Origin of the sequence: Bacillus sp. B-jedd (assembly GCF_000821085.1) — a bacterium.
Lineage (GTDB): Bacteria > Bacillota > Bacilli > Bacillales > Cytobacillaceae > Bacillus_D.
Genome location: NZ_CCXR01000001.1, coordinates 1,124,533 through 1,150,967, shown reverse-complemented (window position 1 = coordinate 1,150,967; position 26,435 = coordinate 1,124,533). Strand labels below are relative to the sequence as shown.

General features: G+C 39.9%; 22 protein-coding genes and 2 pseudogenes. 3 read left to right on the top strand and 21 right to left on the bottom strand.

Translation table 11 applies throughout. The features are described 5' to 3' along the window. Positions 1-18: 18 nt before the first annotated feature. Both BN1002_RS05820 and BN1002_RS05815 read right to left on the bottom strand, forming a co-directional pair. Positions 19-807: a DUF4230 domain-containing protein gene (locus BN1002_RS05820; protein WP_231574983.1), complete on the bottom strand. Its 789-nt coding sequence runs from the start codon at positions 805-807 to the stop codon at positions 19-21. A gap of 386 nt (positions 808-1,193) precedes the next feature. Further along, positions 1,194-3,371: a beta-propeller domain-containing protein gene (locus BN1002_RS05815; protein WP_052445620.1), complete on the bottom strand. Its 2,178-nt coding sequence runs from the start codon at positions 3,369-3,371 to the stop codon at positions 1,194-1,196. Between the two features lie 275 nt (positions 3,372-3,646). On the opposite strand from BN1002_RS05815, the gene BN1002_RS05810 reads away from it, so the two are divergent. Beyond that, positions 3,647-4,606, top strand: coding sequence for an aldolase catalytic domain-containing protein (locus BN1002_RS05810; protein WP_048824079.1), 960 nt, complete (start codon positions 3,647-3,649; stop codon positions 4,604-4,606). Between the two features lie 286 nt (positions 4,607-4,892). Here the strand turns inward: BN1002_RS05810 and BN1002_RS05805 are convergent, their stop codons facing one another. Then, positions 4,893-5,696, bottom strand: a complete 804-nt coding sequence (locus tag BN1002_RS05805; protein ID WP_048824077.1) for an RDD family protein — start codon at positions 5,694-5,696, stop codon at positions 4,893-4,895. Positions 5,697-5,802: 106 nt separating this feature from the next. Here BN1002_RS05805 and BN1002_RS05800 point away from each other — a divergent pair, with 106 nt between their 5' ends. Continuing rightward, positions 5,803-6,783: a stage II sporulation protein M gene (locus tag BN1002_RS05800; RefSeq protein ID WP_048824076.1), complete on the top strand. Its 981-nt coding sequence runs from the start codon at positions 5,803-5,805 to the stop codon at positions 6,781-6,783. Here the strand turns inward: BN1002_RS05800 and BN1002_RS05795 are convergent. The 6 genes from BN1002_RS05795 to BN1002_RS05770 form a co-directional block, all read right to left on the bottom strand. After that, positions 6,761-8,119, bottom strand: coding sequence for a DUF58 domain-containing protein (locus BN1002_RS05795; protein ID WP_048824075.1), 1,359 nt, complete (start codon positions 8,117-8,119; stop codon positions 6,761-6,763). The two genes, BN1002_RS05800 and BN1002_RS05795, sit on opposite strands and share 23 nt — an antisense overlap. Then, positions 8,070-8,999 (bottom strand): AAA family ATPase, encoded by a 930-nt coding sequence (locus tag BN1002_RS05790; RefSeq protein ID WP_048824074.1) that lies wholly within the window; start codon positions 8,997-8,999, stop codon positions 8,070-8,072. Before BN1002_RS05790 ends, BN1002_RS05795 begins: the two co-directional genes overlap by 50 nt. Next, positions 8,996-10,129: a DUF4350 domain-containing protein gene (locus BN1002_RS23620; protein ID WP_048824073.1), complete on the bottom strand. Its 1,134-nt coding sequence runs from the start codon at positions 10,127-10,129 to the stop codon at positions 8,996-8,998. The genes BN1002_RS05790 and BN1002_RS23620 overlap by 4 nt, the downstream gene beginning before the upstream one ends. Beyond that, the gene (locus BN1002_RS05780) at positions 10,126-10,758 is read right to left on the bottom strand and encodes a DUF4129 domain-containing protein (RefSeq protein ID WP_048824072.1); all 633 of its coding nucleotides are present in this window, start codon (positions 10,756-10,758) and stop codon (positions 10,126-10,128) included. Before BN1002_RS05780 ends, BN1002_RS23620 begins: the two co-directional genes overlap by 4 nt. A 33-nt stretch (positions 10,759-10,791) precedes the next feature. Beyond that, positions 10,792-11,709 carry a hypothetical protein gene (locus tag BN1002_RS05775; protein ID WP_048824071.1) on the bottom strand — a complete coding sequence of 306 codons (918 nt, stop codon included), beginning with the start codon at positions 11,707-11,709 and terminating at the stop codon, positions 10,792-10,794. 175 nt (positions 11,710-11,884) lie between these two features. After that, entirely contained in the window at positions 11,885-12,151 is a 267-nt protein-coding gene (locus tag BN1002_RS05770; RefSeq protein ID WP_148362738.1) for a hypothetical protein, read from the bottom strand. A gap of 591 nt (positions 12,152-12,742) precedes the next feature. Between BN1002_RS05770 and BN1002_RS05765 the strand changes: the two genes are divergently transcribed. Next, positions 12,743-14,689 (top strand): hypothetical protein, encoded by a 1,947-nt coding sequence (locus BN1002_RS05765; RefSeq protein ID WP_231574982.1) that lies wholly within the window; start codon positions 12,743-12,745, stop codon positions 14,687-14,689. A 468-nt stretch (positions 14,690-15,157) separates the two neighbouring features. Here the strand turns inward: BN1002_RS05765 and BN1002_RS05760 are convergent, their stop codons facing one another. The 12 genes and pseudogenes from BN1002_RS05760 to BN1002_RS05720 all read right to left on the bottom strand — a co-directional run bounded on the left by BN1002_RS05760 (position 15,158) and on the right by BN1002_RS05720 (position 26,321). After that, entirely contained in the window at positions 15,158-16,033 is an 876-nt protein-coding gene (locus BN1002_RS05760; RefSeq protein ID WP_052445619.1) for a TIR domain-containing protein, read from the bottom strand. Positions 16,034-16,294: 261 nt separating this feature from the next. After that, positions 16,295-17,047 (bottom strand): DnaB-like helicase C-terminal domain-containing protein, encoded by a 753-nt coding sequence (locus BN1002_RS24220; RefSeq protein ID WP_052445618.1) that lies wholly within the window; start codon positions 17,045-17,047, stop codon positions 16,295-16,297. Positions 17,048-17,098: 51 nt separating this feature from the next. Then, on the bottom strand, positions 17,099-17,329 hold the full coding sequence (locus BN1002_RS24215; RefSeq protein WP_052445617.1) for a hypothetical protein: 231 nt from the start codon (positions 17,327-17,329) through the stop codon (positions 17,099-17,101). A gap of 178 nt (positions 17,330-17,507) precedes the next feature. Further along, positions 17,508-17,708: pseudogene (locus tag BN1002_RS23190) on the bottom strand (MazG-like family protein); the annotation flags it as partial. Between the two features lie 190 nt (positions 17,709-17,898). After that, complete coding sequence (locus tag BN1002_RS05750) at positions 17,899-19,752, bottom strand: UvrD-helicase domain-containing protein (protein ID WP_231574981.1); 1,854 nt, start codon at positions 19,750-19,752, stop codon at positions 17,899-17,901. Positions 19,753-19,789: 37 nt separating this feature from the next. Continuing rightward, complete coding sequence (locus BN1002_RS05745; RefSeq protein ID WP_048824067.1) at positions 19,790-22,084, bottom strand: AAA family ATPase; 2,295 nt, start codon at positions 22,082-22,084, stop codon at positions 19,790-19,792. Positions 22,085-22,421: 337 nt separating this feature from the next. Then, positions 22,422-22,556: a hypothetical protein gene (locus BN1002_RS24350; RefSeq protein ID WP_269429785.1), complete on the bottom strand. Its 135-nt coding sequence runs from the start codon at positions 22,554-22,556 to the stop codon at positions 22,422-22,424. 94 nt (positions 22,557-22,650) lie between these two features. Next, positions 22,651-23,337: a hypothetical protein gene (locus BN1002_RS05740; RefSeq protein WP_048824066.1), complete on the bottom strand. Its 687-nt coding sequence runs from the start codon at positions 23,335-23,337 to the stop codon at positions 22,651-22,653. Between the two features lie 662 nt (positions 23,338-23,999). Then, a complete protein-coding gene (locus BN1002_RS05735; protein ID WP_048824065.1) occupies positions 24,000-24,350 on the bottom strand; it encodes a hypothetical protein in 351 nt (116 codons plus the stop codon). 536 nt (positions 24,351-24,886) lie between these two features. Next, positions 24,887-25,546, bottom strand: a pseudogene (locus BN1002_RS05730) (M48 family metallopeptidase). Positions 25,547-25,561: 15 nt separating this feature from the next. Then, on the bottom strand, positions 25,562-25,882 hold the full coding sequence (locus tag BN1002_RS05725) for a ribonuclease E inhibitor RraB (protein WP_231574980.1): 321 nt from the start codon (positions 25,880-25,882) through the stop codon (positions 25,562-25,564). A gap of 238 nt (positions 25,883-26,120) precedes the next feature. Further along, on the bottom strand, positions 26,121-26,321 hold the full coding sequence (locus BN1002_RS05720; RefSeq protein WP_026694123.1) for a cold-shock protein: 201 nt from the start codon (positions 26,319-26,321) through the stop codon (positions 26,121-26,123). Positions 26,322-26,435 lie beyond the last annotated feature (114 nt).

The window sequence follows — 26,435 nt, the reverse complement described above, 5'->3', positions numbered from 1 at the left end:
CATGAGCAGGCCGTCCAATTATTTAAACGTCACATTTACCTTATAACCAATATTCTCAAAAAATACTTTTAACGCTTTTTCCGCATTTTTCTCTGCAGTTTCTAGTAAACCAATAGACTTAGTTTCTTGACGAATTTTCTCTTGTGCCTCAGCGACCAGGTCAATCCCCTCATTCATTTTAACATCATCACGGAAAAGCCCATTCTTGTCCAAGGCTTTTACCTTATCCATCTGTACTGCTGGTTCCTGGATGAGCTTTGCATGAGGAAGGGTAATATCTATTTCTTTTGTTTCTTCATTAATAACCATGTCCTCAGAAGTAACCGCTTTTAAATCAACACCTGCAATAACCGTAGCTGGCACGACTAATAAAACTTCCCGATTTGTTCCTGGCAGAGTAATATTAAAGAAGTTCTTACTATCTTTTATATTTATAACCTCTTTCATATGAGCTTCAGCTGTTGCCAGTGTAGATAGCTCTTGAACGCTTTCAACAAACGTGGCAGACTCTTTTTTGAAGGTATTTCCTGCAAATTGCCAAATTACTACTGAAATGATGATTAAAGGAACAAGGATGGTAAAAATAATCTTAAAAACACCCGCTCTAAAAAAGGACTTAGAAATTCCTTTTGGTTGAGATACATACCTTGTATTTTGACCTACCGCAATAGTTGCAGCACTTTGCTGTTGTGCTTCCTTTAATTCTATTAATAGTCTTTCTAGCTCTGCTATTTTTTCGTCTCTTTCTTCTATACTTTCTCTATTTGATCCCATTTTTTCACCTTCCATTGGGTTTTCATCAATCAAATAATCTTGAAAGCCTTCCTAAATTACATTTTCCTCTCCCAATCGATAGAATTTTTAATTACCAAATTAGGATAAATATATCATAAACTATTACAGCGGAAAGTAGAATAAGTAGGAAAATTATCTAATTATGTAAAGTTTTCCAATAATATAAAAAAGATACCCGGCAAAGTACAAAACTGACTTTGTTTTCAAGCAGCCTAGATATGCCAAAAAGGCCATCCTAATTGGATAGCCCTTGAAATAGACCAATTAAACTCTGTCAGGATTGTCTTTAAGTGAAATAGAATTCTACAAGACCCTCCAGCCATAACAGTTGGATTTTAACAAAAATGCATCAATCTTTAATCTTAAAGATTTCTATTTCCGCCTGCCTCTGAGTTCGTTTATCTTAAATCGACTGTTCCAGTCTTACTGTAGGATTTCAGATCATGGCTTGTTAGCTTGCCCGGTGACAGAGCATATATCGTATCGCCGATATACAGAAGGCGCTTGATTGCCCCATCATATTCTTCATACACGGATGGATGTCCGTTATCGTTATGGGTGATTTCCGCCTTTAGCACAAACCCCTTTTCAGAATCGATGCTATATACATATGCACCCTGGTATTCAAAGATTTGATCATATTCGTTTTCCTTGCTGTTTTGATAAACGGAAATCGGGAATGCAAATACATTCTTATCTTTGTTGAACAACAGGGCTTTATGATCGTAATTCAACGGTGAATACGTCCCCCTGCCACCGATAATTTCTGTGAATTTCTCTTTTGGATTGTGCATATCACTTACATCGAACAATGAAATTTTGACACCGTCAGTCAGGATGCGTGGTTGTGCACCTGCTCCTTTTTCCGCAACGATTTTCGTATCGTGGCCAAAACCAATCAGATGGTTTTCATCGTAAGGATGCAGATAGTTGCTGAACCCCGGAATTTTTAATTCACCCATCACCTTTGGTTTAGCCGGATCACTAGCTTCAATGACGAACAGAGGATCCGTTTCCTTGAAGGTAACCATGTAAATGCGATTTTCCATAAATCTCGCAGAATAAATCCGCTCTCCCCGCGCCAATGACTCAAGCTTTCCTGTCGGCTTCAGATTTTCATCCAGTATATAGAGGGCATTGGAGGATGGCCTGCTTTCATCCCAGGCATATCCCTTTGTCGTTACCACACGAAAAAAGCCATCATGCTCATCCATGGAAAACTGATTCAGCACGGTACCCTGCACTAACGCAGACCCCTGGAATTTCACGTCCATCCCTTTAATCGAAAACTTATGGATAGTTGTATCCGGCGCTATCCTCTCTGTCCAATTCCCACGAGGATGATCAGCCCAATTTGCAATTGCAAGGTAGAGGTTTTCCTTCGACATGTACATTTGCTCCCCGCTGCCAAGATAAGTTGTGATAGCGGCTTTTTCCTTTGGCTGATCGAAGTCAATCGCCGCGATCATTGTAAAATTGGACTCCTTAGATTCGGGGAAATAATTGATTTCATCATAACTTACGATTTTTTCGAAAGGCCCGGATGCTGTATCCGAATACTTTGGACGGATATCGAGTACTTCGTTTTCCCTAAGCAGCCAATAATCAGGGTAATGCACGGTGACTAGATAGATCATGCTTTCCACTTTCCTTGCTGACATGTAGCTTCCCTCCAGCTCAACCTCCCGGATTAGCACAGGTTTGGCCGGATTTTTCACATCATATATAACAGCCTTCGTTGACATCATCATTGGTAAAATCTTGGATTCCTTGACCGTTTGCTCATACGGTTTCGAAGGATGGTGATACTGATTACCGATGACCGCCAATTTCCCTTCGTGTAAGAAAAGCTGGTTCGGCATAAATTTTGAAGGATAAGAAATTTTGGACACAAGCTTCATTTCATCCTCCGGCACTGCTTTAATGATCCGGATTTCATTCTCTTCCGCCTGGAAAATATGCTTCCCGTCCGTTTTGACGATGTCCGCTTCGTCGACTCCCTGAACCTGATTGTTTGTTTCAGAATAGCCATCATTCTTGGAAGAATCAGCGGATGATTTCTCGCCACTCATTGCCGACTCTTGTGTATCACTTTTAAACCAGCGGCGCGAAGTCTTTTCTTCTTTCAAAAGATTATTAAAATAGGCATTCAATTTTTCCTTGGAGCCTATGACAGGCAGCTGTTCTTTTACAACAAACTTCCAGGATTTATTGCTTCCCAAGTTTCTCCCGGCGGAAGATTCAAGGCCTTTATTAAAGTAGAGGGTGAAAAATTTTGCGTCTAGTGGATACCCGTCTTTCGGAGGGTTGATATAGACAGTTTTTTGATCGCCGCTCAAAGATAGACTTGTTTTGACCTTCTTGCCTTGGTCATCCAATACATAGATTGAATCAGAATGAAGACTTTCCTTCGCCACTTTTTCGGTAAACTGAATGCTCCACACCTTATTCGCCAAAACAATGGCTTCTTCGTTTCCCTCCCCAGCGTTTACCACCCTGAACTGCGTTAAGAAGTAGTAAGAAAGCCCAGCTATGAACAACAACGATATCCCGCCTAAAATCATCCATTTTTTCATCTATATCCCTCCTAAAAGATTAGACGGGAATACTGCAGGTCATGTGTCATGTAAGGAACTTCTTTTTGCAGGTATGATGAAAATATAAACAGGAAGCCAAAACCATAAACTAGAGATTTCCTTGCCCAACCAATCTCTTCGTTTTCCTAACTAATACTTCCGCCTTCTAAACCATAGCAAGATTCTGTAATTTTAAAATAGTTTGACGGTTCTCTAAGATAATGATATAAAGCTAATAACAAACATTGCTACAACATGAAGCGGAGGATTTCAATATGGGAAATAACTGTAAGATTTTAGATTGTACAATTCGAGATGGGGGGCTAGTCAACAATTGGGACTTCACCGTCGAATTTGTTCAAGACTTATATAATGGCCTAAGTGATGCAGGCGTTGAATATATGGAGATTGGATACAAAAATTCTCCTAAACTTTTAAACGCGATTGAACCCAACCCATGGAGATTTCTTGACGATAACTTCTTGAAAGAAATCATCCCTGAGAAAAAATTTACGAAACTATCAGCGCTGGTTGATATTGGGAGAGTCGACCCTAATGACATCCTGCCGCGCGAAGAAAGCGTACTGGATATGATCCGTGTCGCTTGCTATATTCGCGAAGTGGACAAGGGCCTCGAGCTTGTGCAAATGTTCCATGATTTGGGCTATGAAACTTCACTCAACATCATGGCTTTATCAAGCGTCCCTGAGAGTCAGCTTATTAAAGCATTCGAATTAGTGAAAGAAAGCCCTGTCGATGTGGTCTATATCGTCGACTCATTTGGAAGCCTCGATTCCGCAGACATTGAGCATCAGGTGAACAAATTCAAAGCCATGCTTCCAAACAAACAACTTGGAATTCATACCCATAACAACATGCAACTCGCATTCGCGAATACGCTTGCTGCCTTACGCAATGGGGTAACATTCCTCGATTCATCCGTCTATGGCATGGGCCGAGCTGCCGGTAACTGCCATACAGAACTACTCGTCAGCTATATACAAAAAACAAGCTATGAGATTAAGCCTGTCCTTGGCGTGATTGAAAAGCATATGCTCGACATGCGCCAAAGGTGGGAATGGGGCTACATCATCCCCTACATGATTTCCGGTGTCCTGAACGAACATCCTCGGGTCGCCATGGCCTACCGGGACAGTGCCAACAAGGATAAGTTTGTCGATTTCTATGACAAAGTAACCACTCCTGAAGCCACGATAGCAACAGTGTCGAACTGATACACCCACGGCTAAACCCGAGGGATTCTGATCCATATCTTTATAGCCGGCGGCCACAGCCGCATCTTTATACGCTCGGTATTTAGGGAATGGATACATAAGCAAAGCCATAGGGTAAGGTCCCTATGGCTTTTTTATAAAGTTTGAGAAGCTGTTGTCACTCGCAAATACTTGGACAATTTAATGATGGATATAAAATACTAAAGCAAACAAGGTCAAAGTCCGTCGCTCTTCCCAAAATTAAAGAGATGCTAAAAATGGGGGTAAAAGAAGAGAATCTCAACGTTTACATCTCAAACTCCCATTCTTCCTTCAAATGGAGGTAGAGGGCGAGAAGGCTATTTTCGAGTTCTGCCTCTGTGTGGGTGTGCCACTCGACTCCTGCTTTTGTAAGTAGTATGGCGGCAACTTGCTTTGTTAGTTCAGTTTTTTCGTTTTCGGGGAGCTGGAGGAAGCGCGCGGCGTATGTGTTGATGAGCTTCCAGTCCTTGGCACTGAAGGATTTGATTGTCCAGTCGCCAAGTGCCAGCGTTTCCTTGCCGACGCCCCTGTTCTTTATTTCCGTTTCCAGCGGCGTACTCTTTTTTCCCTTTTTCACCTTTCGCTCATGTATGACAATCGTTCCAGCGACAAGGTCACCGAGCCGCTTGTGCTGTTTATGGAAAAAAACCATAACAATACCGATGAAATAAAAGCCGGGAAGCATGTCAATGATGCGAATCAGATTACGGATTAGGCTCGACAGAAGTGTGATGCTATGTCCGTTTTCCTGCATGACACGGATGCCTAGAAGCTTTTTCCCAAGCGTCCTGCCCCCGGAGAAAAACTCATATACAAAAAAATATCCCCAATTGACGACAAACAGCCCGATAATAAGAAATCCAAGTACATATGATTCGGCATAGCGGATCATCCAGACCTCAAAGCCAGACCCAAGGGAAAATAACACAATCAGTACAACAGCAATATTGAATGCCATTAAAAGCGCCTGGTCAATCAGGAACGCTGCCGCCCTGCTGCCAAGTCCTGCGGTTTGGAATTGCAAAGAAACGTATTCCGGTGTTTTGATATCGATTTTCTCCTGCTGCATGCTACTCCTCCGGCTCTTACTTTTTTCTATTAATCTTTCTATTCTCGGCAAAAAAATCTATAATGAAGATAAATGACAAATAAATCCAGTATAAGCAGGTGCCTATATGGACGTAAAACAGCTGATCAAAAAACATCGTGAAGAATGGAAACAGCTTGAACAGCTCCTAACAGAGCTTAGCGGGCGCAACAAGGGAATCACCGGAGAAAAAATCGACTCTTTTCACCGGCTTTACCAGAAGGCCTCCCAAAACCTCTCCTATTGCCAGACACATTTTCCTAATGACGATGTAACCGGATACTTGAATGGCCTCGTTTCAAAGGCTCATAATCTCCTGTATAAGGACCAAATCTCAAGCGGCAAGCAAATCCGCTATTTTTTCAGCACAAAATTCATTGGGCTGCTGCTTGAACAATGGCGGTTCGTCTTCATAGCGTTCGTGCTGTTTACCGTTGGGGCGGCCGGCAGCTTTGTTGCGGTCGTAAACGACCCGCTCCATATATATACACTTCTTCCCGATAACATCTCGCATGCGGTCGACCCGGACCGTCTCGGGGAAGGGCATGAATCCATCGATTCGGCCGTCATATCCACGGAAATCATGACGAACAATATCCAGGTCGCGTTTCTCGCCTTTGCCGGCGGCATTACCTTTGGGCTTTTGACTGTATATTTGCTCATTTACAACGGTGTCCTCGTCGGCGCCCTTGCCGCCCTTTTCTGGCACTCAGGGAAAACGTATGACTTCTGGGCATATATTGTCCCTCATGGCATGATCGAATTGACTGCCATCTTCATCGCTGGCGGCTCAGGCCTTTTGATGGGCTATAAGCTGTTTGTACCCGGCAATATGTCGCGCGGCTACCAGCTGAAAATGCAGGCAAAACGTTCCGTCCAGCTGCTGCTCGGCACCATTCCCTTGTTCGTCATCGCCGGGATTATTGAAGGCTATATCACACCTTCAAGCATTTCGCTCGAAGCAAAGTACGCGGTGGCCATTTTAACTGTCCTTGCACTTCTTCTATATGCCATTGTCGGAGGACTGAGATTTTTTAAAACAGCCCCTAAAGAGCATTTTGGTTCATGATGTCGATATAATGCGAAATCGCCGTGACGGCGAGATGTTCCTCTTTGGCCTCCACCATTTGGAGGCCTTGCTTTTCCCATTTGTTTTTGCCTCTTTGTTTAAGCAGCTCCTGTTGCTGCCCGATACTCTTGATCATCGCCGTTTTCACCTCGTCAGGCCTCATTGCGATTCGTTCTTTTAAGGTTCCATCCTCGATTCCAACCATGAAAAACAAATGCCGTTGCCGCAGCCGTTTCAAATAAACGAGCGTGTTTTCTTCATAAAGGAAGGTCCGGACATCGCTGAACAACAACAGGAGGCTCCTCTTCTTCTGGACAGTCTCGAGATACTGAAGCACTGTCCCGTAATTCGGCTCGACAGGATCGACTTCAAGACCGTAAATCGCCTGAAGAATTGTCTGAAGATGATTCATCCCCTTTGCAGGCGGGACATACACCTTAATGTTTTTTGAAAAAGCAAGGACTGATACATAGTCGCCTTTTTGCAGTACAGCGGCCGCCACTGTCATCGCTGATTCCAACACCTGTTCCAGGCGGTTGCCTTTTTTCAATTCGGCTCCCATCATCCTCCCGCAATCGATCAGTAGCGTAATGTACTTCCCATGTTCGGGTTCGTATTCATTCGCCATCACTTCGTGCAATTTTGCAGTCTGGCGCCAATTGATTTTCCGCGGATCATCGCCGGGCACATAGGACCGCACCTTGGCAAAATCGCCTTCGCCCATCCTTTTTCGGCGAATAGCAGTACCTTCATGCAACAGGAATTGCTGGGCATTTTCCAGATACCTGCGCGTTTCCGTCAAGTCAGGAATCACCTTGACCAGGTCGGCAAGATGAGGCGTCACCTGTTTTTCCCATAACCCGAGACTGCTGCGGTAACGAAAGAATAAGTTGCCAATCTGATAATCTCCGCGGACAGAAGCGACCGTTTCATACGGGATGATTGTTTCCGATAGTCCATTTGCACTGCCAGTGATAGGAAACGGCTGCCGGAAGGTTTGCGGTACCCCATCGATGAACCGGAACAAGAATGCGTGCCGCGATTGGTTCGCTACCAGCACTTCAATCCTGGCCGGTATTCCCCTCTCCATTTCGTCTGGGAATACCCTCTGGAAGGACAGCTCCTTTCGGCTCGGTGTAAAAAGCAAATCGGCCAGGCTAAGTGCAAGGAAAAGCACATTCGCACTAAAAATCACCAACCAGGAAACCTTAATTATGACTGCACCCAATAAAAGGGCTGATAGCGGCAAAAAGGCCAGTAGCAGCCTTTTTGTTGGGACAATGCCCCTATCTCGGAACAGGAACCGATCCCACAAGTTCTTCAATGATCTGGTCAACGGCCGCTCCCTCCAATTCCATATGCGGTGCAAGCTGGATCCGATGCCTTAGTGCTGGTTTTGCCACCATTTTCACATCATCGGGCGTCACATACTGCCGGCTCGACAGATAAGCCCAAGCGCGCGCCGCTTTTCCGATGGATATCGCGGCACGTGTACTCGCCCCATAGCGGATATAGTCGGACTCCCTCGTTTTCCTGACTATTTGCATCATATAATCGAGCACTTTGTCCTCGACTGTAATCGCCGCGATTTCATTTCGAATAAAGATAAACATTTCAAGATCAAGGAGCGTCCGTATGTCTTCGACAGCAAAAACATGGTGCAGGTCGTTTTTCAGCACCTGTTTTTCCTCCTCAAAGGCTGGAAAGCCAATGGCCAGCTTAAACAGGAACCTGTCCTGCTGCGCCTCTGGAAGTGGGTACGTCCCTTCGAATTCGATTGGGTTTTGAGTGGCGACAACGAAAAACACATCCGGCAGACGGTAGGTATCTCCCTGGATTGTCACCTGCTTCTCCTCCATCGCTTCAAGCAATGCAGCCTGTGTTTTGGCGGGTGTGCGGTTGATTTCATCCGCCAGGAGGATATTCGTAAATATAGGCCCCTTCAGTGTCTGGAAGCTGCCTTCCTTCATATTGTAAATCATGCTTCCGGTAATATCGCTCGGCAGCAGATCTGGCGTAAACTGAATGCGGCTGAAATCCCCGCCGAGCAGGCCGGCAAGTGTCCGCACTATTTTTGTTTTCCCGGTGCCCGGTACTCCTTCGAGCAACACATGGCCTCCTGTCAGGACCGCACACAATAGCAGGCGCAGATTCGTACCCTGTCCAAGAATCCTTTCCTCGTAGGAATCCAATAATGCTTGCAGCTGTTTATTCAACCTTTCTCCACCTCTATCCTCAAGTCGTCGAGAAGCCTCGACCAAAGCAGGTATTCTTGTTTGTTCAGCCCGTCTTTCGCCAAAACGGCGGAAAGCCCCTGTAAAAACTCTTTTATTTCCTCTCCGGATTTTACAGTCCATTTTCTTTCCAAATAATCTGACGCATCAATCCATGGAATTGAATAAGGAATTCGCCACTTTTCCTGAAGCTTTTGCTTCGTATAATCGGCCTGAATCTTGATGCTGTCCCCGTAACGCCTGCCGCGGATATACCAAGCTGCGAGCGCCCGGATGCCTTCGTCACTGAAACGAACGGACTCCTCACGCGGTGCGTAAACCGGGCCAAACCGTTTCCCTTTTAGCCAAAGGAAAATGGCGGTGGCAATCGTCCCTTGAAGGACAAGGAGCAAAAACCATTTCGGATAAACGAGTGCTCCTGACAATGCGCTTCGTTCACCGTGCACATACTCATCAAACAAAACGGCAGAAGGACCGGCATCGTTCACGATTTTCAAAAAGACGGTAAGGTTGTCCTCCTTCAGCACTTCACTGTTCGTGATAAGTTCCGGCGATACGAGAACATATAATTTACCTTTTCCAACCGCCCTTTGGATGGCGACAGCACCCTCCTTGTCGTTGAGGAGAATCTTATCCTTTTTTGATGGAATCAGCCTGTTAGGCAGGTTTACATTCACTTTGTATGTATTCTTTTCTTCATCTTCCAGCACGTTCGGTTTTTCCACTGGTTTTATGGCTGCAGTTTTCAAGTCGAAAAAACCGTCCGGGATGTGTGACAGAAGCAGGATTGAATTCCCCGCCTCCATGAATTCCTCATACTGCTTCATTTCTGTGGTTTTCGAGATATTCAGCGGCTCCACCATGATCAGAAGCTGGCCTTGGGCCGATTTAGGAAGTACCTTTGGCGGGTGTACCCATTCCTTTGCACTTTTCTTATCTTGCAGGAACGTATAAATCGCCTTCACTCCGGTTGGTGCCGGCGATGAGGCAATGTATTTTGGATAGTTTCTTGCTTCAGGCTGATATCCAATAATAAGAATGGCTATAAAAACCGTAATCAGGCCAACAAAGGGAAGCCATGAACGCAGAAGTGATCCACGTTTACCCATCATCGCTCCACCCTCCCTTCCTCCAGCCATGCAGTAATTTTGCCGCGGAAGGAGTGAAAATCATTGTTGCTGATTTGTCTTTCACCGTATGTCACTTCATCAAATACAGAAGCAAGCTCATAGAAACGATCTGCATCAGTCCTGCTGGATTTACCTAGTTCAGCGAAGTATTCCCAGTTCGTTTTCCACTGTCTTGCCTCAATGCTCTTTTGCTTGTCCAAAAACAATAGCAGGGCGAGGAAAAAATGGCGGACAGCCGTACGGAGCTGGCCTTCAGCTTCAAGCCTGTAAGCCCTCTCCATATGCATCTCATACGTCCAGTCGATTTCCCGGGAAAACTGAAGCGGCTTATATTCCCTGCTCAGCATTTTCCTGCGGCTATTCCTGATCGGCAGATAGGCAATCCAGGCTAGTATGAGAACAGCAAGGGCAATAATTGCAATGAGCAGCGGCGCCGCAGCTGACCTGGACCCTTCCAGAGACGGAAACCAGCTTTCCAAAAGATCAGCGAGCCAAGACATCGCCTGATTCCACCATTTTTCAACGAACCCGGGTGGTTTGGAATAAACAGTATATTCATCTTGTTTAAGGATTTCTCCAAGTTCTTTCTTTGCCTCAGTAGAATCAATCAAATCCTTCACCCAACTCAAATTCGAATTTTGCCATTAAGAAGAAAGAGGCCCATATTCTGAAAGCAATTCCTTCAGGTCTTCCGCCTCGTTTCTCACTTTTAAATCAAGGTAGATGACACAATAACCTACTGAAAAAAACATCGTTGTCAAAATGGAAACTAAACTAACAATGATTGACAGCAATACACTGCCTCCCAAAAAGGCTGTAAAGGCCATCTCGACGGATGTTGCGATAATGGTCGTAATAAGGGAAAAGACAATATAGATGCCGAGCAGCTTCCAAGTCCGCTTTTTCGTCAGCTTCCAACTGCGGCCGAGCCCTGGGGATTTACGGTCCAGTACAACTGAGCCAAAGTAAAAGCTGAAGCGCGTCAACAACAGTGCCGCGACAAGGAAAAGACCAAGCGAACCGATGACGGTCAGGATGATGCCCGTAGCATTATTGTATAACGCGCCAATCATACCGCCTGTGACTATTCCGATAGTCGGGATGGTAATAAAGGCGATGGCCATGAGAAAGAACAAAATCGAGCTTCCAATCATTGCCCAATAGCGTGACAACGCCAATTTGAACACCGAACCAACCGTGTACTCTTCGTTTTTACGTACATGGTTAACTGCGAAAAGAATGGCTGCTTGGGCAATTGGAAATAAAAACAGGCTAAGCAGCGCGGTCACACCGATTCCAACAAGTTCACCCGTCATAAGCGAGGGGTCAACTTCCCTTCCCTCCAAGCTAGCCATCATTTGCTCAAACCAATCTCCCTCCCCACTATTATCACGAAACAATGGCTTACCCGCACCCACCTGAAACAACGCATCAATAAGATAAACCGGTCCCATGATAGCCAAAAGCACGGTCATGAACTTCTTAAAATGATTCTTACTCAACGTAAACGTATGATCTAAAATTTCCCCAACACTCTTTGGCCTGCTAAACTTATCATCCAATTAAAAATCCTCCCAAAAGTAAGATAATTCCATACTTTTCATTTTAACATGAGGAATCTCCCCTCGCCCCCATTATTTCAAAAATTTTGAAATTCCTAGAGGTGCCTTGCACATATTATAAAAAGAAAGTGAGAAGTGGCTTATCACACTTCTCACTTAGCATTATGTAGGGATTTCATGCAGCGATTAAGGATGGCCGGGATAACCACCAGATTCCTCCGAAAACGATGATTAAAACAAGGATAGGCAAAATAATTTTCAGACCAGCAGCTTTTAGGGAAAACTTGGATTTCCCTTTCGGTGGAGAGAAAGATCTTGAGTTATAATCTATCGCAATAGCAGCAGCACTTTGCTGTCGTGGTCCCTGTAATTCTATTAATAGTCTTTTTAGCTGAGCAATTCTTTCGTCTTTTTCTTCTATAATTTCTCTATTCGCAGCCATTTTCTCACCTTCCCTTTGGATTTCCATCAATCAAGATAGCCTACCCAATTGTATTTTTCCCCATGGATTCCTATAAAATCAAATTAATTACCATAATATTATAAATATATAATAGACTATCCCAAGTGAATGTAGAATAAGCAGGACCATTATCTAATAATGTAAATTTTTCCAGAAAAGTGAATGGTAATATAAAATGCCCCGCGTAGTATAATTACGACTTTATTTTCCAGGGACCTGGTTATCCAAAAAAAGCCATCCTAAACGGATAGCCAGCCCTTTTGAATAAATCTATTAAATTTTACAAGGAAGTTCTTTTACCTAAAAGAAAGAATTTAATTCTTATGTTTTCCTTACCAAGGATACAGACAAAGGATTTGTCTTTTACAGGGTCTGCCGCCAATGTTTTGCGCTTTCTACCTTACATTGTATAGTGGATACAAAGTTAAAATGACCAAACAATCCCTCTTTCAGCAGATAAATTGAAGAAAGAATTTCCAGTGAATCCTACCAGGATTTCATTTAAGGTTCAACATGCTATAATTATAAAAAAGTTAATTTTTAACGGATTTAAATAAAAGATACCTTATTGTGGGTGATAACTTGAATTGGAAAAGTTTTGAGAATGATCCATTCTATAGCCAAGTGCTAACTTATTGGTATGATGAATGGAATTCGATTTCTGAAGAAGTTAAAAATGGAATGATTGGTATCAATATTGTAAATATCAGGGTTGTTCTTTTAGACATTATTAATGAGTATGAATTAAATCAATTTGAAAGTGAAAATAATAGAAAAGTATATATCAAATTAATTGAGACTCTTATTTCCAAAAAATATATTAGTATTTTTAGGGAAGAATTATTTATTTTGAAAGAAAAGTTAGAGAAAAAGGAAAAAACAGCAGTTTATGTTATTTCTAAAGAATTGTCTAGTCTCATTTCTAAACAAAGCTTTGCACTTGTTCTATTTGATGAATTGTTTTCAATTTTAGAGAAGAAATTATTTCAAAAAATAGATCGATTAAAAGTAAAAGAATTGACTAAAGAAATTATAGTTGATTTGGTAACCTCTGGAATGAATATTGAAGATGTTAAAAAAATAGTTTCAGAAGTATTTGAATCGTATTTTATCCAGGAAGAAAAAATTCACATAATTTATAGAGGAATACCGGGAAATCTAGGTACGGATGAAGAAAAAAAAGATTTTATAGACCACTTGAGTATTCAAGATCGATTGGATTTCTTCCGGAAAAAGCTACTTTCTGATGAAAAAGATTATATTTTTATTTATCCTATTTGGGGTATGATTACACATCCTATAAAAAGTAATGATATTTCAATATTTGGCTGCCAGCTATATAGTCCTGATGTGGAAAAAATGCTTGGAGAGGATGTTCATTTTGATGAAACATTTGATACAAGCCCCATCGAAGAGCGAAGTAAAGAAATTGATCCTAAAGATAGATATAAATATCGAAGTAAATGTAATGCAAAGATTCTAGTAAGAGCAACTTCTTTAAATTCTGCAGCAAAAGCAGCTGAGTCAAAATTTTTGAACTTACTGAGTTTGTTGAATCTTTATTTTGCTCAAAAATATCATGAATTTTTTTGGGATGGTCAATATATAGGTGAAAAAGTTGGTGAAGATTATAGTTCATTCGGTACTTTGTTTGGTTCTAGGGATGATAAACAAGTGAGAAGGAATCTAAGTAGGAATGACCCTAAATTTTTAAGCGATAAAAAGTACGAAGATATCAAAAGAGTTTCACAAATCATAGAAGAATTAGAGAAAAGAGACTTGTTTTATGAAGCAAATACTATTTTAAGTGTCATTGATATAATGTCTCAGGCACAATGGCAGAATGAAGAAAATAAGCTTTTGAATTATTGGATTGCTGTTGAGAGTTTAGCGAACATATCAAAAAAAGATGAAGAATCTAAATTTGACTTCGTTAAAGAAATTATCTCAAATATTTATTTTCTTTGGGAACAATACAGACCTCTTCAAGATCTCTTTAGGTTAACAGAAATCTATAGTCGAGGTTTTTATGAAAAAGATGATACGATAAATATACCGAATGATTTCCTTGAAAGTGTAGGAATTTATAAGGCTCGTTCGGAAGACTCCGTAGTGTCTTTGGTGAATTTTTATAACCAAATGGAAGAATTAAAAAAATATACTTCAAAGGAAAGTTTTTTGGATGAAATCGAAGATACAATCAATTTCTATAAAGATAATAAAGAGGCTTTAAAACGACTTAGAGAAAAAAGAAGTCAAGTTAAATTAACAGTTGATTATATATATAAGTGTAGAAACCAAATAGTCCATAATGGTTATGTTGATAAAAACCTTGTTCCCTATCTAGTTAACTTTTCCGAAGCATATGCAAGTTCTTTGTTTAATAGAATATTGAACGTATATTCGGACGGAAACTTTAATCTGCAAAATTACTTTATAAAAGAGATTTATGATGGACATTTATTAGAGAGAAAGCTTTCTAACAGCATTCCTTATAACCTTGGTCTGAGTGAATAGATTAAAATAGTTGTTGAGGATGCCTCTAACCTCTCGAATAACTTCTGAAATTTTATTTCTAGAATGACTAGTACTTGAATTACTGTTCGTTCGTTAACCGTTTTTTTTAATCGCAGTTTCAGCAGAATATTTACGCTAAATAATCGTAAAAAAACTCCTGTATTAAATTAAGTCATGTTTTGTACACATGTCTTTTTAATATACAGGAGGATTTTTTAGTTAACAAACTGGCTCTTTAATCCGCAGGTGGTGGCTCTTTCCTCCGTGGATCACTAAATCAAGACTCCCCAACCGCAAGGGGCTTGAGTAGTCTTTCCAACGGGACAGCTTATGCCATGAGTTTGAGAGGATTGGTCCTGTGGAATTTTAAAAAATGTCGCTCTATTCCATTTCTATATACCTATCAAGTAAACACTAGTTTAAAAAGTCAAAAACGGCTGGATATCAGCCGTAAAGATTTATAAATATTTAAATTTCATTCATGTCAATATCATAGCCAACGTTTTTTAATTCTTTAGCTAATTGATATCTCCAAGCACCTGTTGAATCCATAGGAATGAACAGAACTCCCTGATAATCAGATGGAATTTCAACTCCTTCTCTATAAAGAGCACAGACATTTTTTCTTGATAACTTCCCTATAAAGTATCCTAGTTCAAAAATTACGTTCTGTCTGGCACGAGGTTTTGCGCTATCTACTTTTCCATTTGGATAACCTATGTCATCAGGTGTCATAAGAATAACCGCAAAATTAACAGAGCCAGAATATTCTTCAAATTTTTCTATTATGGTTTTACCTCCATTGGGTTGCTCATGGAGTATAATCGGATTTAAATCAAATTTTGAAAGCAATCTTGCAACCGTTTCTTTTGAGCCTTCATCATGTCCGTGAACAATAAAAACATCACTAGTCTGAATTTTGCCTTCTATCCGGTTTGAAGTAACTGTTCGTACAATTCGATTTTTCTCAGGGATGATATCTAGCCTATCAAAAATAGATTCTAATTTTGTTAACTTTACTTCAACATATTCACGATAATCATTAACTACATCCTGAAAGCTATAATCACCGTAAATAAAACCAATATGACTACCAGCTTGTGAATATTCATCAGCAATAGATGAATTATCAAAAAGTCGGTTTAAAAGTTCCAAATTATATTCCGACCATTTTCTTTTTTCTCTTTCTGCCTCCTCCAATATTTGTTCATTATTAATATTCAGTCTTAATAATTTTTTGCCTTTTTCTATTCTATCTTGAAGTTTAAGTATCGCCTCTTCAGTCGTAGTTTCTAATTTTGGAGGTAATTTAACTTCTTTTACCGGTTGTTTCTTTTGTGCCATGCTTTACACCCCATTACTGTAGTTTCTTCTGATATAAAACTAACAATTTTTAATCCGCTTCATTTACCATTATATAACAGCTATTATTGATTTGTCCTAATTGGAAACCTTTTTTAAATATATGGATACTATTTAACTTTTCATACGAAAATTGTAACAGGCAATGGTTATTTTTAATCTCACCCAAACCTCCCAACCTCCATAAAAAATCCCAGCTCCACCGTCCCAATCGGCTCATTCCTTTGCTTGGCCACAATCACCTCAACCAACTGTGTAACCCTTGCTTTTCCCGAGCACCAACCGCCATCCCTTCCCCCTGCCTTTCCCGTAATACTCCTCCTGATACAGAAACGCAATCACATCCGCATCTTGTTCGATTTGGCCCCTGTCACGCAGATCCGAGAGTATTGGGCCTTTGTCCTGGCGGCTTTCGACACCGTGGCTGAGCTGGGACAAAGCAATGACGACCACAATTGATTCGCGGGCCATCTGTTTGAGTGACCGGCTGATTTCGCTGATTTCAGCCTGGCGGTTTTGATGATAGCGGCCAGCTCCGGCAATCAGCTGCAGGTAATCGACTACAACCAGCATCCTGCGCCCTTCCCCGTATTCCTTCCTCAGCTGCCGGACGCTGATGTCCATGCCGGCTATGTCGAAGATCCTCATGTTCAACTTGGACAGGACTCCCATAGCAAAATTAAACCTATTCCAGTCTTCGTCCTCAAAGCAGCGGTTTGGATTTCTCATCTTAATTCTGCAGATTCTTCCTATACAGCTGGCGGCCCGCTTAAGGAGCTGCTTTTTTGACATCTCTAAAGAGAAAACTGCGATGACGTCCTGATTTGAGGCATTAAACGCAATGTTCAATGCAAAAGCGGTCTTCTCCATAATAGGACGCGCGCCGACAACGACCAGGTCAGATTCCTGAAAGCCGCCGGTAAGCATGTCCAGCTTCTGAAACCCGGAAGGTATTCCGGTAATCTCACCCTGGTCCTTTCCGCAGTCTATGTACACATCGACGAGTCCTTCTCTAATCTCCCCGACTTCCCCTTCGTCCTGCAGTTCTTAAATCAGCCTTAGCTGGTTGATGCCGTCACTGAGGACGTCCTGGATATTCTCGTCAAGTGCCTTGTCCCTGATTTTTCCGGCAATCTCGATGTCTTTCTCTTTCCTGGTCAAGTAGTCGCTACTCTTCAGCTTCCTGTCGCATTTGCTCAAGAATCTGTCTTTGTTCTTCTTTCTCTTTTCCTTTTGTATATAATACTTGTATTCTATTTGAATTGCATTTTCAAACAAGGGCTCTAATTCTTGAATAAAACGTGTAATGGTTGGCAATATGCTTGCATTACCATTTCCCGCAATTGTTTGCTATTTCTGTGTAAGAGATTTAGCAGATGTCATCTCCTTGTCCAAATTTGTATAGCTTAGAGTATAAAGTATATTTTGAAGTTCAGCTTGCAACCCTATAACCAAGATAAATCAAAATATCAGCCATTTCCTCTTTTATATTCTGCTTCGAATCCCGAACAGCTTCTTCACTGTTTTTCCATTGGAAGTTCTCGAGTAGCTCGTTAGCTTCAAGGGAAATGGAAATTGCTAAATCTTTTTCGTTGCGGTATGGTTTTCAGTTGCGCTCATCGCGGAAGTTTAAGATTGTTTGATGGATTTTGTCCACTTCAATTCTCCAAAAAATTTTATCTTTTTTGTAACATACTTTATAAATTTTATCATTCATTCAATTATCGGTATATTGTTTAGAAAAATTAAAAATAGCCAAGTATATCACGACTTGGCTAAACAATAAATTTCTTTTCTCCTGCTTCGGGATAATTTTTATCTAAGCGACAATAACTTTTCTTGTATAATTATATAATGCCTAAGCCAGAATAAGTTATTACTTCTTCTTCCTCAAACCATTCCCTAAGAAGAACATTAGTTTTTACAGCTTCAGGATTTTTTGAATAAGCTACTATTGCTAAACTCTCTTCTGCCCGACTACACGCTACGTAAAACAACCTTCTTGTACGATCAATACTAGTTTCCTTTCCGTCCTTTTCATTTTTAATATCTGTCTTCGATTTATCCTCAGCTCCAAATAGTTTTTCATAGTTGAATAGAAAACCTCTTGCATCACTATCATCTATAATAGTCATTACCCTTGGAAACTCCAGTCCTTTTACACCCTGATGAGTCATAAAAGAAGCATAACCAGATAAATACGCCCCATATGCTCTTACTTGACTAATGGGAGCATGAAAACTTGCGAGCAATTCATCTAGATAATCATCAATACCAATATTCTCAGCTTCATTTTCATCTTTACTTGTAATACCAAGATCACTTCTCAAGAGAAGTTGAGCTAATGTGTCAGGTAGATTAAACAAATTTTGTGCTTTAATTAACCTTAATACCTCCAGACATGTTGGGTCGATATGTTTGTCTATTTCATTAAAGAACTGCTTTACTGCTTTGTCAGTTTCTTTAACTCTGACTAATTGCTTTATTTCCTCATTAATTATTGTCATTAGAGGAGAATATTTACATAGTATTCTCGCAATAGTAAATTGATCTCCTATTTTATGAGCATCAATTAAGGGCAAGATCAAATTTATAAAAAAATTCAATTCTTCGGATGTGCCTTTTAACAAAGAATCATTATATTTTTTTGACTTGTACAATGGCTCGAATAATTCCATGAATCCTAATCGCTTAGCCGCCATATGGTGTTCCAATATAAGGGTGGTATACCTAGACAGCTCCCAATTCTCATCACCTGTAATTGATGTCATCTGTCTAGCAACTTCTCGTTCTATTTTCTCTCTATCACTTTCTATAGGGGCAATGAATAGACGGACAATTCCTTCAGCCTTATCTGTTCTGGATAATTGCTCTTTATCATCCACATCAGACCGAATTCTATTAATAAGATTTATAATTCTAGGAGGACAACGGTGATTCATTTTCTTTCGAGGGGTTACCCATCGAGCTGGTAAATCACGTCCTAAATCTTCTTTTCCAGAAGCATAAATTCTTTGCATTGTGTCCCCAAACAAACCAAGAGTAAAAGAATGATAATGAATTCTTTCCACTTCAAAAAGGGCATTAATCAATTCTTTACTTGTATCTTGACTTTCATCTATAAATAGAATGGGAAATTTTCGAACCAAGATTTTTTGCATCAAAGGTTTATTCTGTAAAAAATAAGCACCTATGCTAATTACATCATTATGGGATAATGATTGTTTATCTTGATTCATTCCATTTGGGCTGTAAGTGAATTGCTTTATTTTAGGTAATTCATCAATAATCTTGATATTTTTTTCAATCTTTTGTTGGCGCTCGTAATTTATTTTTGCTCCAAGTTTACCTTTGGCTATCAACCCTTTTAATTCATCAATTTCTGCTGCTAGTTTGTTTATTTTCCATTCTTTAATATCATTGTTAAACCCTTTTATAAGTTCCCAAATAAAAGAGTGGATTGTAGATATTGAAAATAACGGATTATATTCTAAACGGCGTTCAACCTCTTCACAAGCTGCATTGGTATAGGTAATAACCGCAACTCTTTGTCCAGTTAATCTCATTTTTGTTTCGTATTTTATTCCAAATTCATTTAGAACTTTGACCAAGGTTCTCGTTTTTCCTGATCCCGCACCAGCAAATAAGAAAAAGCTTTTGGGCTTTTCAAGGTTTAAGCAATTTAATATCTCTGTATCCACATGGTCATCCATATGATTATCAATGTTATACTCAGCCCTAGCCATTCATACTCACCACTTCTTTTACATCTTCTTCTACGAACTCTTTTGCATCGTTCTGCTCAATACCTCCCAGTTGTACATCTAACCATGAAAGTCCATCTCTTATATATTTAGGAACTGTAAGTTCCTTAGGATCAATTAAATGAATAATATCTAATGCAAATTCAGCTTTTTTTCCAGTCCTCAGATCATTAAATAATTTTTCTCCCAAATCTGTAATAGAACTTATTTCATTCAGAGCATTTTTAAATTTTTTAATCAATCCTATTCCATCTAATGTGCTAAAAATACCTATATTTTCATAAACCAGAGCATCTTCAAAAGTATATGGTAGGGCTTCCACCTCTACTTCATCTTGAACCAGCCTAACGTTTACTGGATGTTGATAAGCAACCCTGATAGCAAAATGCTGATCCTCATGCCTTTTAACCTTTTGTTCTTTGTTAAGATTTAATAACTCATCAATACTCATCTTCTGTGGCAACCATGTTTTTAAAGTATCATTATTGGTTGTATATCCTTGATTTCTCTTTGGTACTATAGCAGAATTATTATTTTGCGGACTCACTGAATCTAAATCAGTTACAATTAAACAAGTAATACCTAAGTGTTCAATTAATGGTCTTAAACGATGTGCATGACTTCCCCCTATTTCTAATAGAGAGATATATTTTTCTGTTAGTCCCTTAAACTGATTTCTGATAAAATGTGGCACTAACATTCGTTCTGCTGGCCCTTCCACAAGAATTACCGCATCTGCAAAAAACAAATCACTATGAGTGGTTTGTAGATATCGAGTTACAAATCTTTCTGTTTCATTTCCTTCTCCAAACACGTTTGACAGGTTAATAACAACTGATATTGGGAGAGCATATATTGAGTTTGCTGGAAGCCTACGAAAATATCTTAAACTAGAGAAAGACTTCTCATAGGCAATATGACTTGAATGGGTGCTTACTACTAATTGCGTTGTTAAATTGATGCTTGGTTCTAATAATTCTGACCGATTCCTCAATACGCCGTATGCTTGACGAATAAAAACTTGTTGGACTTGAATGTGCAGGTGTGCTTCAGGTTCTTCTACCAACACTAAATGAAGGGGTGGGATAAAGTATGCATCGTTATCTGTTTTATTTCTTTTAGAACCTTTTCCAATTCTGAGCCACTCGTCTCTAAAACGCATTAATTCAAATATTATAGAAATTAAATTTTGGTAGCCCAAGCCATTATACTGCTCGGGCAACCTTATAGATGAATCTCCCGTCTGGTCATCGTCTTCAATTACATTAAACTGAACAGCAGAATCATGGCTAAGACCATCCATTGGGTTTAATTTTGTTGTAAGGGATATTTTAGGATTTGAGAACCCAGGATAGCCTAAAGTTTCCAACTCACTTAATGCATCTTTAAATCCATTTTGCAATTTTTCATTAAAGCTGTTTTGGGCTATTTCAATTGCTCTCAACGCATCAATGTCTGATGACGTCGGTGATTTTTCAGGATCAATGTGAACGTCATAGTATTCTCTTAATTGGGCTGAAAGCTTACCTTTTCTTATTCCACGTGAAGAGTCATTTGCGTTATCTGTTAAACCTCTTTGAGCTCTTATATAATCAACGCGAAATAGATTTTTGAAAGGGTCAGTATCTAATCGTTCAGAGTATATCGGCAGATTTTGAGGCTTTGCTATACCATTTTCAGGTACTACACAATTTTTCGGATCAAGGAGGTATGATTGAATAGAAAATTGTGTTTGAATCGTTTTGCTTATATAGTCCTTTAAATCTCTCGGCCATAAGACAAGCTGATCATCGATATCTCCTATTTTACTGGCTACCACTGTATCTTCAGCAGTTTGTGATATATTCAAAAAGTCCTTATAAAGGTTTTGAATATCCTTCGGCTCAAGCCTTAATCTAACTCCAATAAGCCCACCTTTCCAGTCTAATGAAGGTATTAAGTGGGTCACATAATGAATTTCATCGTCTCCTACATGAATCCAAACATCCAGTGTAGGCATTAGTGCAAGAAGTTCTTCCTCATTTAACTGAAGTGAACTTTCTTTACTTTTCTTCCATTGTTGTCCGATACTATTAATTTCTAACCAGTTGGTTACTGTAAAATCATTTACACTAAATTTTTTCTCTTGTAAGAATTTTATTAAAGCTTCCATAGCAGTTGTTTTACCACTATTATTTGCACCAACAAATAGTGTAGTATCCTCTGTAAATTCAATTCTGCAACATTTTAATTTTCTGAAGTTCTGAATTTCCACAAACTTAATATTCATCTTTCTTTCCTCCTTCATTTTTTAAGATATGGAAAAAACCACCAAATTATAAAACTATTATATACTGAAAATTACAAGAGGTAAACAACCATAATGCATCTTAAATCAAGTTCTATTCCATCGATCTTTTAGTAATGTTTGTGCTATCTCAGGAATGATGCGGGGATTCGAGGAAGGTTCAATGATTCTCAGGTTCCATTCGTGAATCGGAATACTCTCGTTTATATAAAAAAGAAAAGTTTAATGATCTTCAAACTCCGCTACATGTCCCTTAAAATACATCCTGTCAATCCAACAAAAAAATTTCCTCTCTCACCTCCATTTCTTTCGCCTTGTCCTAGACACCCTTCGCCACTGAGTGGTCAAAAAGGGCTGCCTCTACAGTTTTCAAGATTGTGATATCCTCAACTTTACGTTCAACCTGATTGGCATGAAGTTCAGCTAATGTACCGGAAAGATGATTAAGGATCATTTCCCTTTTTGGGCTGCGTCAATGAATTCCTCTGCTTCCGTTTTCATCCCCTCAACATCATCCGCATAAATCGATGTTGCTTATTCAATTGCCCCTATAACGGTATTTCACGAATTTCCGGTAAATAACTGTCCCCGCCGATAAGCTGTGTCCCTGCTTTTACATGCATCAAATACTTCTTCGTTTGACCGGGTCGCACAACAAATGAAAACAGACTGAGCCACTGCTTCATCTCGGGGGTCGACACTGTCTGAATTGTGAAAGTAACACCAGCCTCTTTGTGCTTTTCGCTAAAGGTATATGTCTTATTGAGGGAACGATTGACTAAATAGTTGTCTTGTATCGGCAGTACATTAACGAGTCCAAGGACTTGCTCAAAAGCCATTGCACTCTTTCCAATAACGGTCAACCCTTTACTGTCCCGCCTGACGAGATGCCTGGTAGAAATGGCACTTAACGCGCAAGTTCTCAACCATGTCAGATAGGAAGCGGACAGTAAGCTTATATGTTTCCCTGCTTCAAGTTCGGTTAGTAAAATATCCTTGTGTGGTCGGAGCATCAAAAGATTGGTTCTCAGGAAAAATGGATACAATTTCGGCAGCTGCCATTTTCGCCCCATCCGAACTTGGCATATAGAGAACAGACCCTTTGCGTTCAAGGACATAAGTACCGTCCGATGGGAATTTTCAACTTGTCCCCTATGAATGGCCGCTAACATCGCTTCAACAACCTGAATGGCATCTTCAATCTTATATATAGATTGGATCAGTTGTTCGTTCAAGGTAAGAATAGAATCTCTCCTTGTTATGTAAAAACTCGGCCAAAACATCTGGCCGAGTGATAGCTAAACTGAAATCACAGTTTGGTTTTGTTCACTGTTGTCTTTCCACTGCCCAGATGGCAATCAGTGAAAAGACAACTGTGAACAAGAAACGTTCCCCCTTTTCTTTGGATAAGAATTATTTTTTTGGAAAGAAAGCTTTTAATTTATCAATAATAGCAAGCAGCAAGTATCCTTAGATACATAAACCCCCATTCTGAAAATGGGAGTAAAAGCTGACTCTTTATCTATGAATAAGCATTTTGAACGGCAGAAGATTAGTGGTTTATTAAAAGGTCATTAAAAACCTTTTTTAGTGTTTTAATTAACACCTAAAATTTTTTTGAAAACATTCTCCAAGTCCCGTTTAATTACAGGTATATTTCTCTTCATCGAATTCGATCAATTTTTCCAGGTATCCATTTGCTCCCTGCGTTATTCTGGAATCTGGTTAATTTCGCCTAGATGTAAATCATAGCTTACAAACTCATGCCAATTCTCTAGAATTTCATTTCGAAACCTCTCGATAATGTCACATGTATCCTCTGTAAAATAAATTCGGTTATCTGTGTAATAGTCAATCGCTTCCTGAAAGCTTTGAATTGCCATTTCTACTTTTTCTTTTATTGGGGGATCTTCAATCTCCTCGTAATATCAAACAAATTTTTCATGGTGTCTTCCATCCGTATAATCTTTTTGTATAAGTCCCTTATTGGTACTGCGCGTTCATCATGCAATCTGTTGTACTTGATTTGGTGCTCGTTTGCCTCCTTTTGAAGTACAGCCTTAAAAATCTCAGCTTCTTTTTGCAACTCTGATTTGTGTAACTCCAAATTTTTGTCAAGAACACTCTTATATTCATTCGCTTTACTTGCTAGCCAATGAACAATAATAGATCTTGCGATAAACCCTAATGCGGTCATGATAGTAACAGACCCCACTGTAAAAATTCCGAGACTTTTGATAAACTCCATACTAACCTCCTGAAAAACAATATTACCTTAATTATACATCTACAAAAACAAAATCCAAAAATAATAGGACATCTAAGATGCCCATTTTAGATTCATTATTAATCTATCATGCATTACGCATTAATCCTTTACGTTATACTTGTGAAAACAGGCGGTGCTAGTGTTGTGGCGACATTCACGTTTTATGGTTCCAAAGCTCTCAGTTGTGATTGGAACTGTATTCTTGAACGAACCTTATACGCAACTTCGGTTTGTGGGGATTATCCTGATTGTGGCGAGTATTTACCTTGTTAATAAGAAGAAATAGAAATTGTGGAACCTATTTCTGTCCAGTATGAGATTGGGACCTAATTTTGCAAAATAAAAAGGATAGACAAGCAGTATTATATGCTCTGTCTATCCATTTACATTTAAATAACTCGTGCCTTGCACTACACTATATAAGTCGTTAAAATTCATTCACCAAGAAACGGAAACTGACTAACACCCTGCTTTTATGCAAAATAAACCTCCATCCTCTACCCCTACACAGCGACTCAGCGATTCTGCTGTTCATATTCGGGCATAATTTTCCCAACCAGCCGCCAAAATGAAAGGTCATGATTCATATGGCACATTTCATGGACGACCACATAATCCACTTCCAGCGGTGCCATGGACAGCTTCCAATTGAATGTAAAATTCTTCATGGAATCGCATGTGCCTAGTTCGTATTACTGTCTGTGATTCGGATCGAACGTGGTTTTGCTTTAAATTAGCTTTGATAAAATTTAACCCGTTTCTCGACCAACGCTTTACATTCCTGATAATAAAACCACTTTAAAGCTTGTTTGATGCTCGTATCATTTTGCACTTTCACGTATACATGCAGCTTATCTTCCTCGAACACTGCATTGTCTTTCCCAATATTAGCGTCCTGGGAAATCAAAGTCGGATAGGGCCTGCCCAAATACAGAATTGCCCGCCCGGACCGTACTCTTTTTCCCTGCTCGCTGCTGTCCGCTCTTTCATTTCCTTCGCCCTTTGCAGGATCAAGTCCCATTTGCCTTCTAGGATTTGAAGCACACTTTCATCTGAGGTCGCCTTTGGAGCCTTTAGTTCGACATACCCGTACAAATCTATTAAATGCCAATCGTTGGCCTGTTTTTATAAATCCCATCAAATGCGATAGTTTCCCCTGAAAAAGTATGAAGCATGTCATCACCTTTATTCTAATCTATAAAAACGCCCCAGCCATCCGCATGGCCGCCGTAAGGCTTGCTTATTTTATCCAGCGTTTCCTGCACTTTTTTTAATTCGTCATGATTAAGGAGCATTCTTTTCGAGCAGCTGCAAGCCCACTCATCTGTTTCATCGTCCTGCTCCAGTAAGCCATGAAAGCCTTCTTCCTTCAAAACGGTCAGAAGCTTTTCGCCTGTTCCCTTATCAGGCACCGCGATAAAAAACTCGACTGACTGTGGCTTTTTAAAATTAACGCCTTCATCAAACAAACTGCGCAATGCTTCTCCATCCGCGTCGTTTGGAAATTTCATTATCCATTCCTCCATTTGTGTGCCTTCTATGTTGTCATTATCATGCACTTACTAAATTTCTGCTAATCATTTGATTTTGAGTTTTTTGTGTTATAATGTAAATAACCTTTTTGCTTTAACTTCTTTACTATACCGGTTCCATCTCCCTGCTCGTTCGCTGAGCAGGGTTTTTTATTGTTTTTTTGTAAATAAAAAAACAGACTCTTTTGGAGTCTGTTTCGGTATGCTATATCAAAAATTAAGCTTTTTGAACGTTAGCAGCTTGTGGTCCACGTGCGCCTTGCTCAACGTCGAAAGTTACTTTTTGACCTTCGTCTAATGATTTGAAGCCTTCAGATTGGATTGCAGAGAAATGAACGAATACGTCTTCTCCACCTTCGCGCTCGATGAATCCGAAGCCTTTTTCTGCGTTAAACCATTTAACTGTACCTTGTTCCATGTTTGTTGCCTCCTAGTGCTAAAGCACATTGTATTACTACTCTTGCCCAAAGTGATCATTAGAACGAAAAGTCGAACTTTACACCGGTCAAAAATAATTCTACCTAATAATAAC

Coding starts and splice junctions, on each gene's coding strand:
- BN1002_RS05815 (WP_052445620.1), bottom strand. CDS start 3,371: ATGAAAAAATGGATGATTTTAGGCGGGATATCGTTGTTGTTCATAGCT.
- BN1002_RS05810 (WP_048824079.1), top strand. CDS start 3,647: ATGGGAAATAACTGTAAGATTTTAGATTGTACAATTCGAGATGGGGGG.
- BN1002_RS05805 (WP_048824077.1), bottom strand. CDS start 5,696: ATGCAGCAGGAGAAAATCGATATCAAAACACCGGAATACGTTTCTTTG.
- BN1002_RS05800 (WP_048824076.1), top strand. CDS start 5,803: ATGGACGTAAAACAGCTGATCAAAAAACATCGTGAAGAATGGAAACAG.
- BN1002_RS23620 (WP_048824073.1), bottom strand. CDS start 10,129: ATGATGGGTAAACGTGGATCACTTCTGCGTTCATGGCTTCCCTTTGTT.
- BN1002_RS05770 (WP_148362738.1), bottom strand. CDS start 12,151: ATGGCTGCGAATAGAGAAATTATAGAAGAAAAAGACGAAAGAATTGCT.
- BN1002_RS05760 (WP_052445619.1), bottom strand. CDS start 16,033: ATGGCACAAAAGAAACAACCGGTAAAAGAAGTTAAATTACCTCCAAAA.
- BN1002_RS05745 (WP_048824067.1), bottom strand. CDS start 22,084: ATGAATATTAAGTTTGTGGAAATTCAGAACTTCAGAAAATTAAAATGT.
- BN1002_RS24350 (WP_269429785.1), bottom strand. CDS start 22,556: ATGATCCTTAATCATCTTTCCGGTACATTAGCTGAACTTCATGCCAAT.
- BN1002_RS05735 (WP_048824065.1), bottom strand. CDS start 24,350: ATGGAGTTTATCAAAAGTCTCGGAATTTTTACAGTGGGGTCTGTTACT.
- BN1002_RS05725 (WP_231574980.1), bottom strand. CDS start 25,882: ATGAAATTTCCAAACGACGCGGATGGAGAAGCATTGCGCAGTTTGTTT.
- BN1002_RS05720 (WP_026694123.1), bottom strand. CDS start 26,321: ATGGAACAAGGTACAGTTAAATGGTTTAACGCAGAAAAAGGCTTCGGA.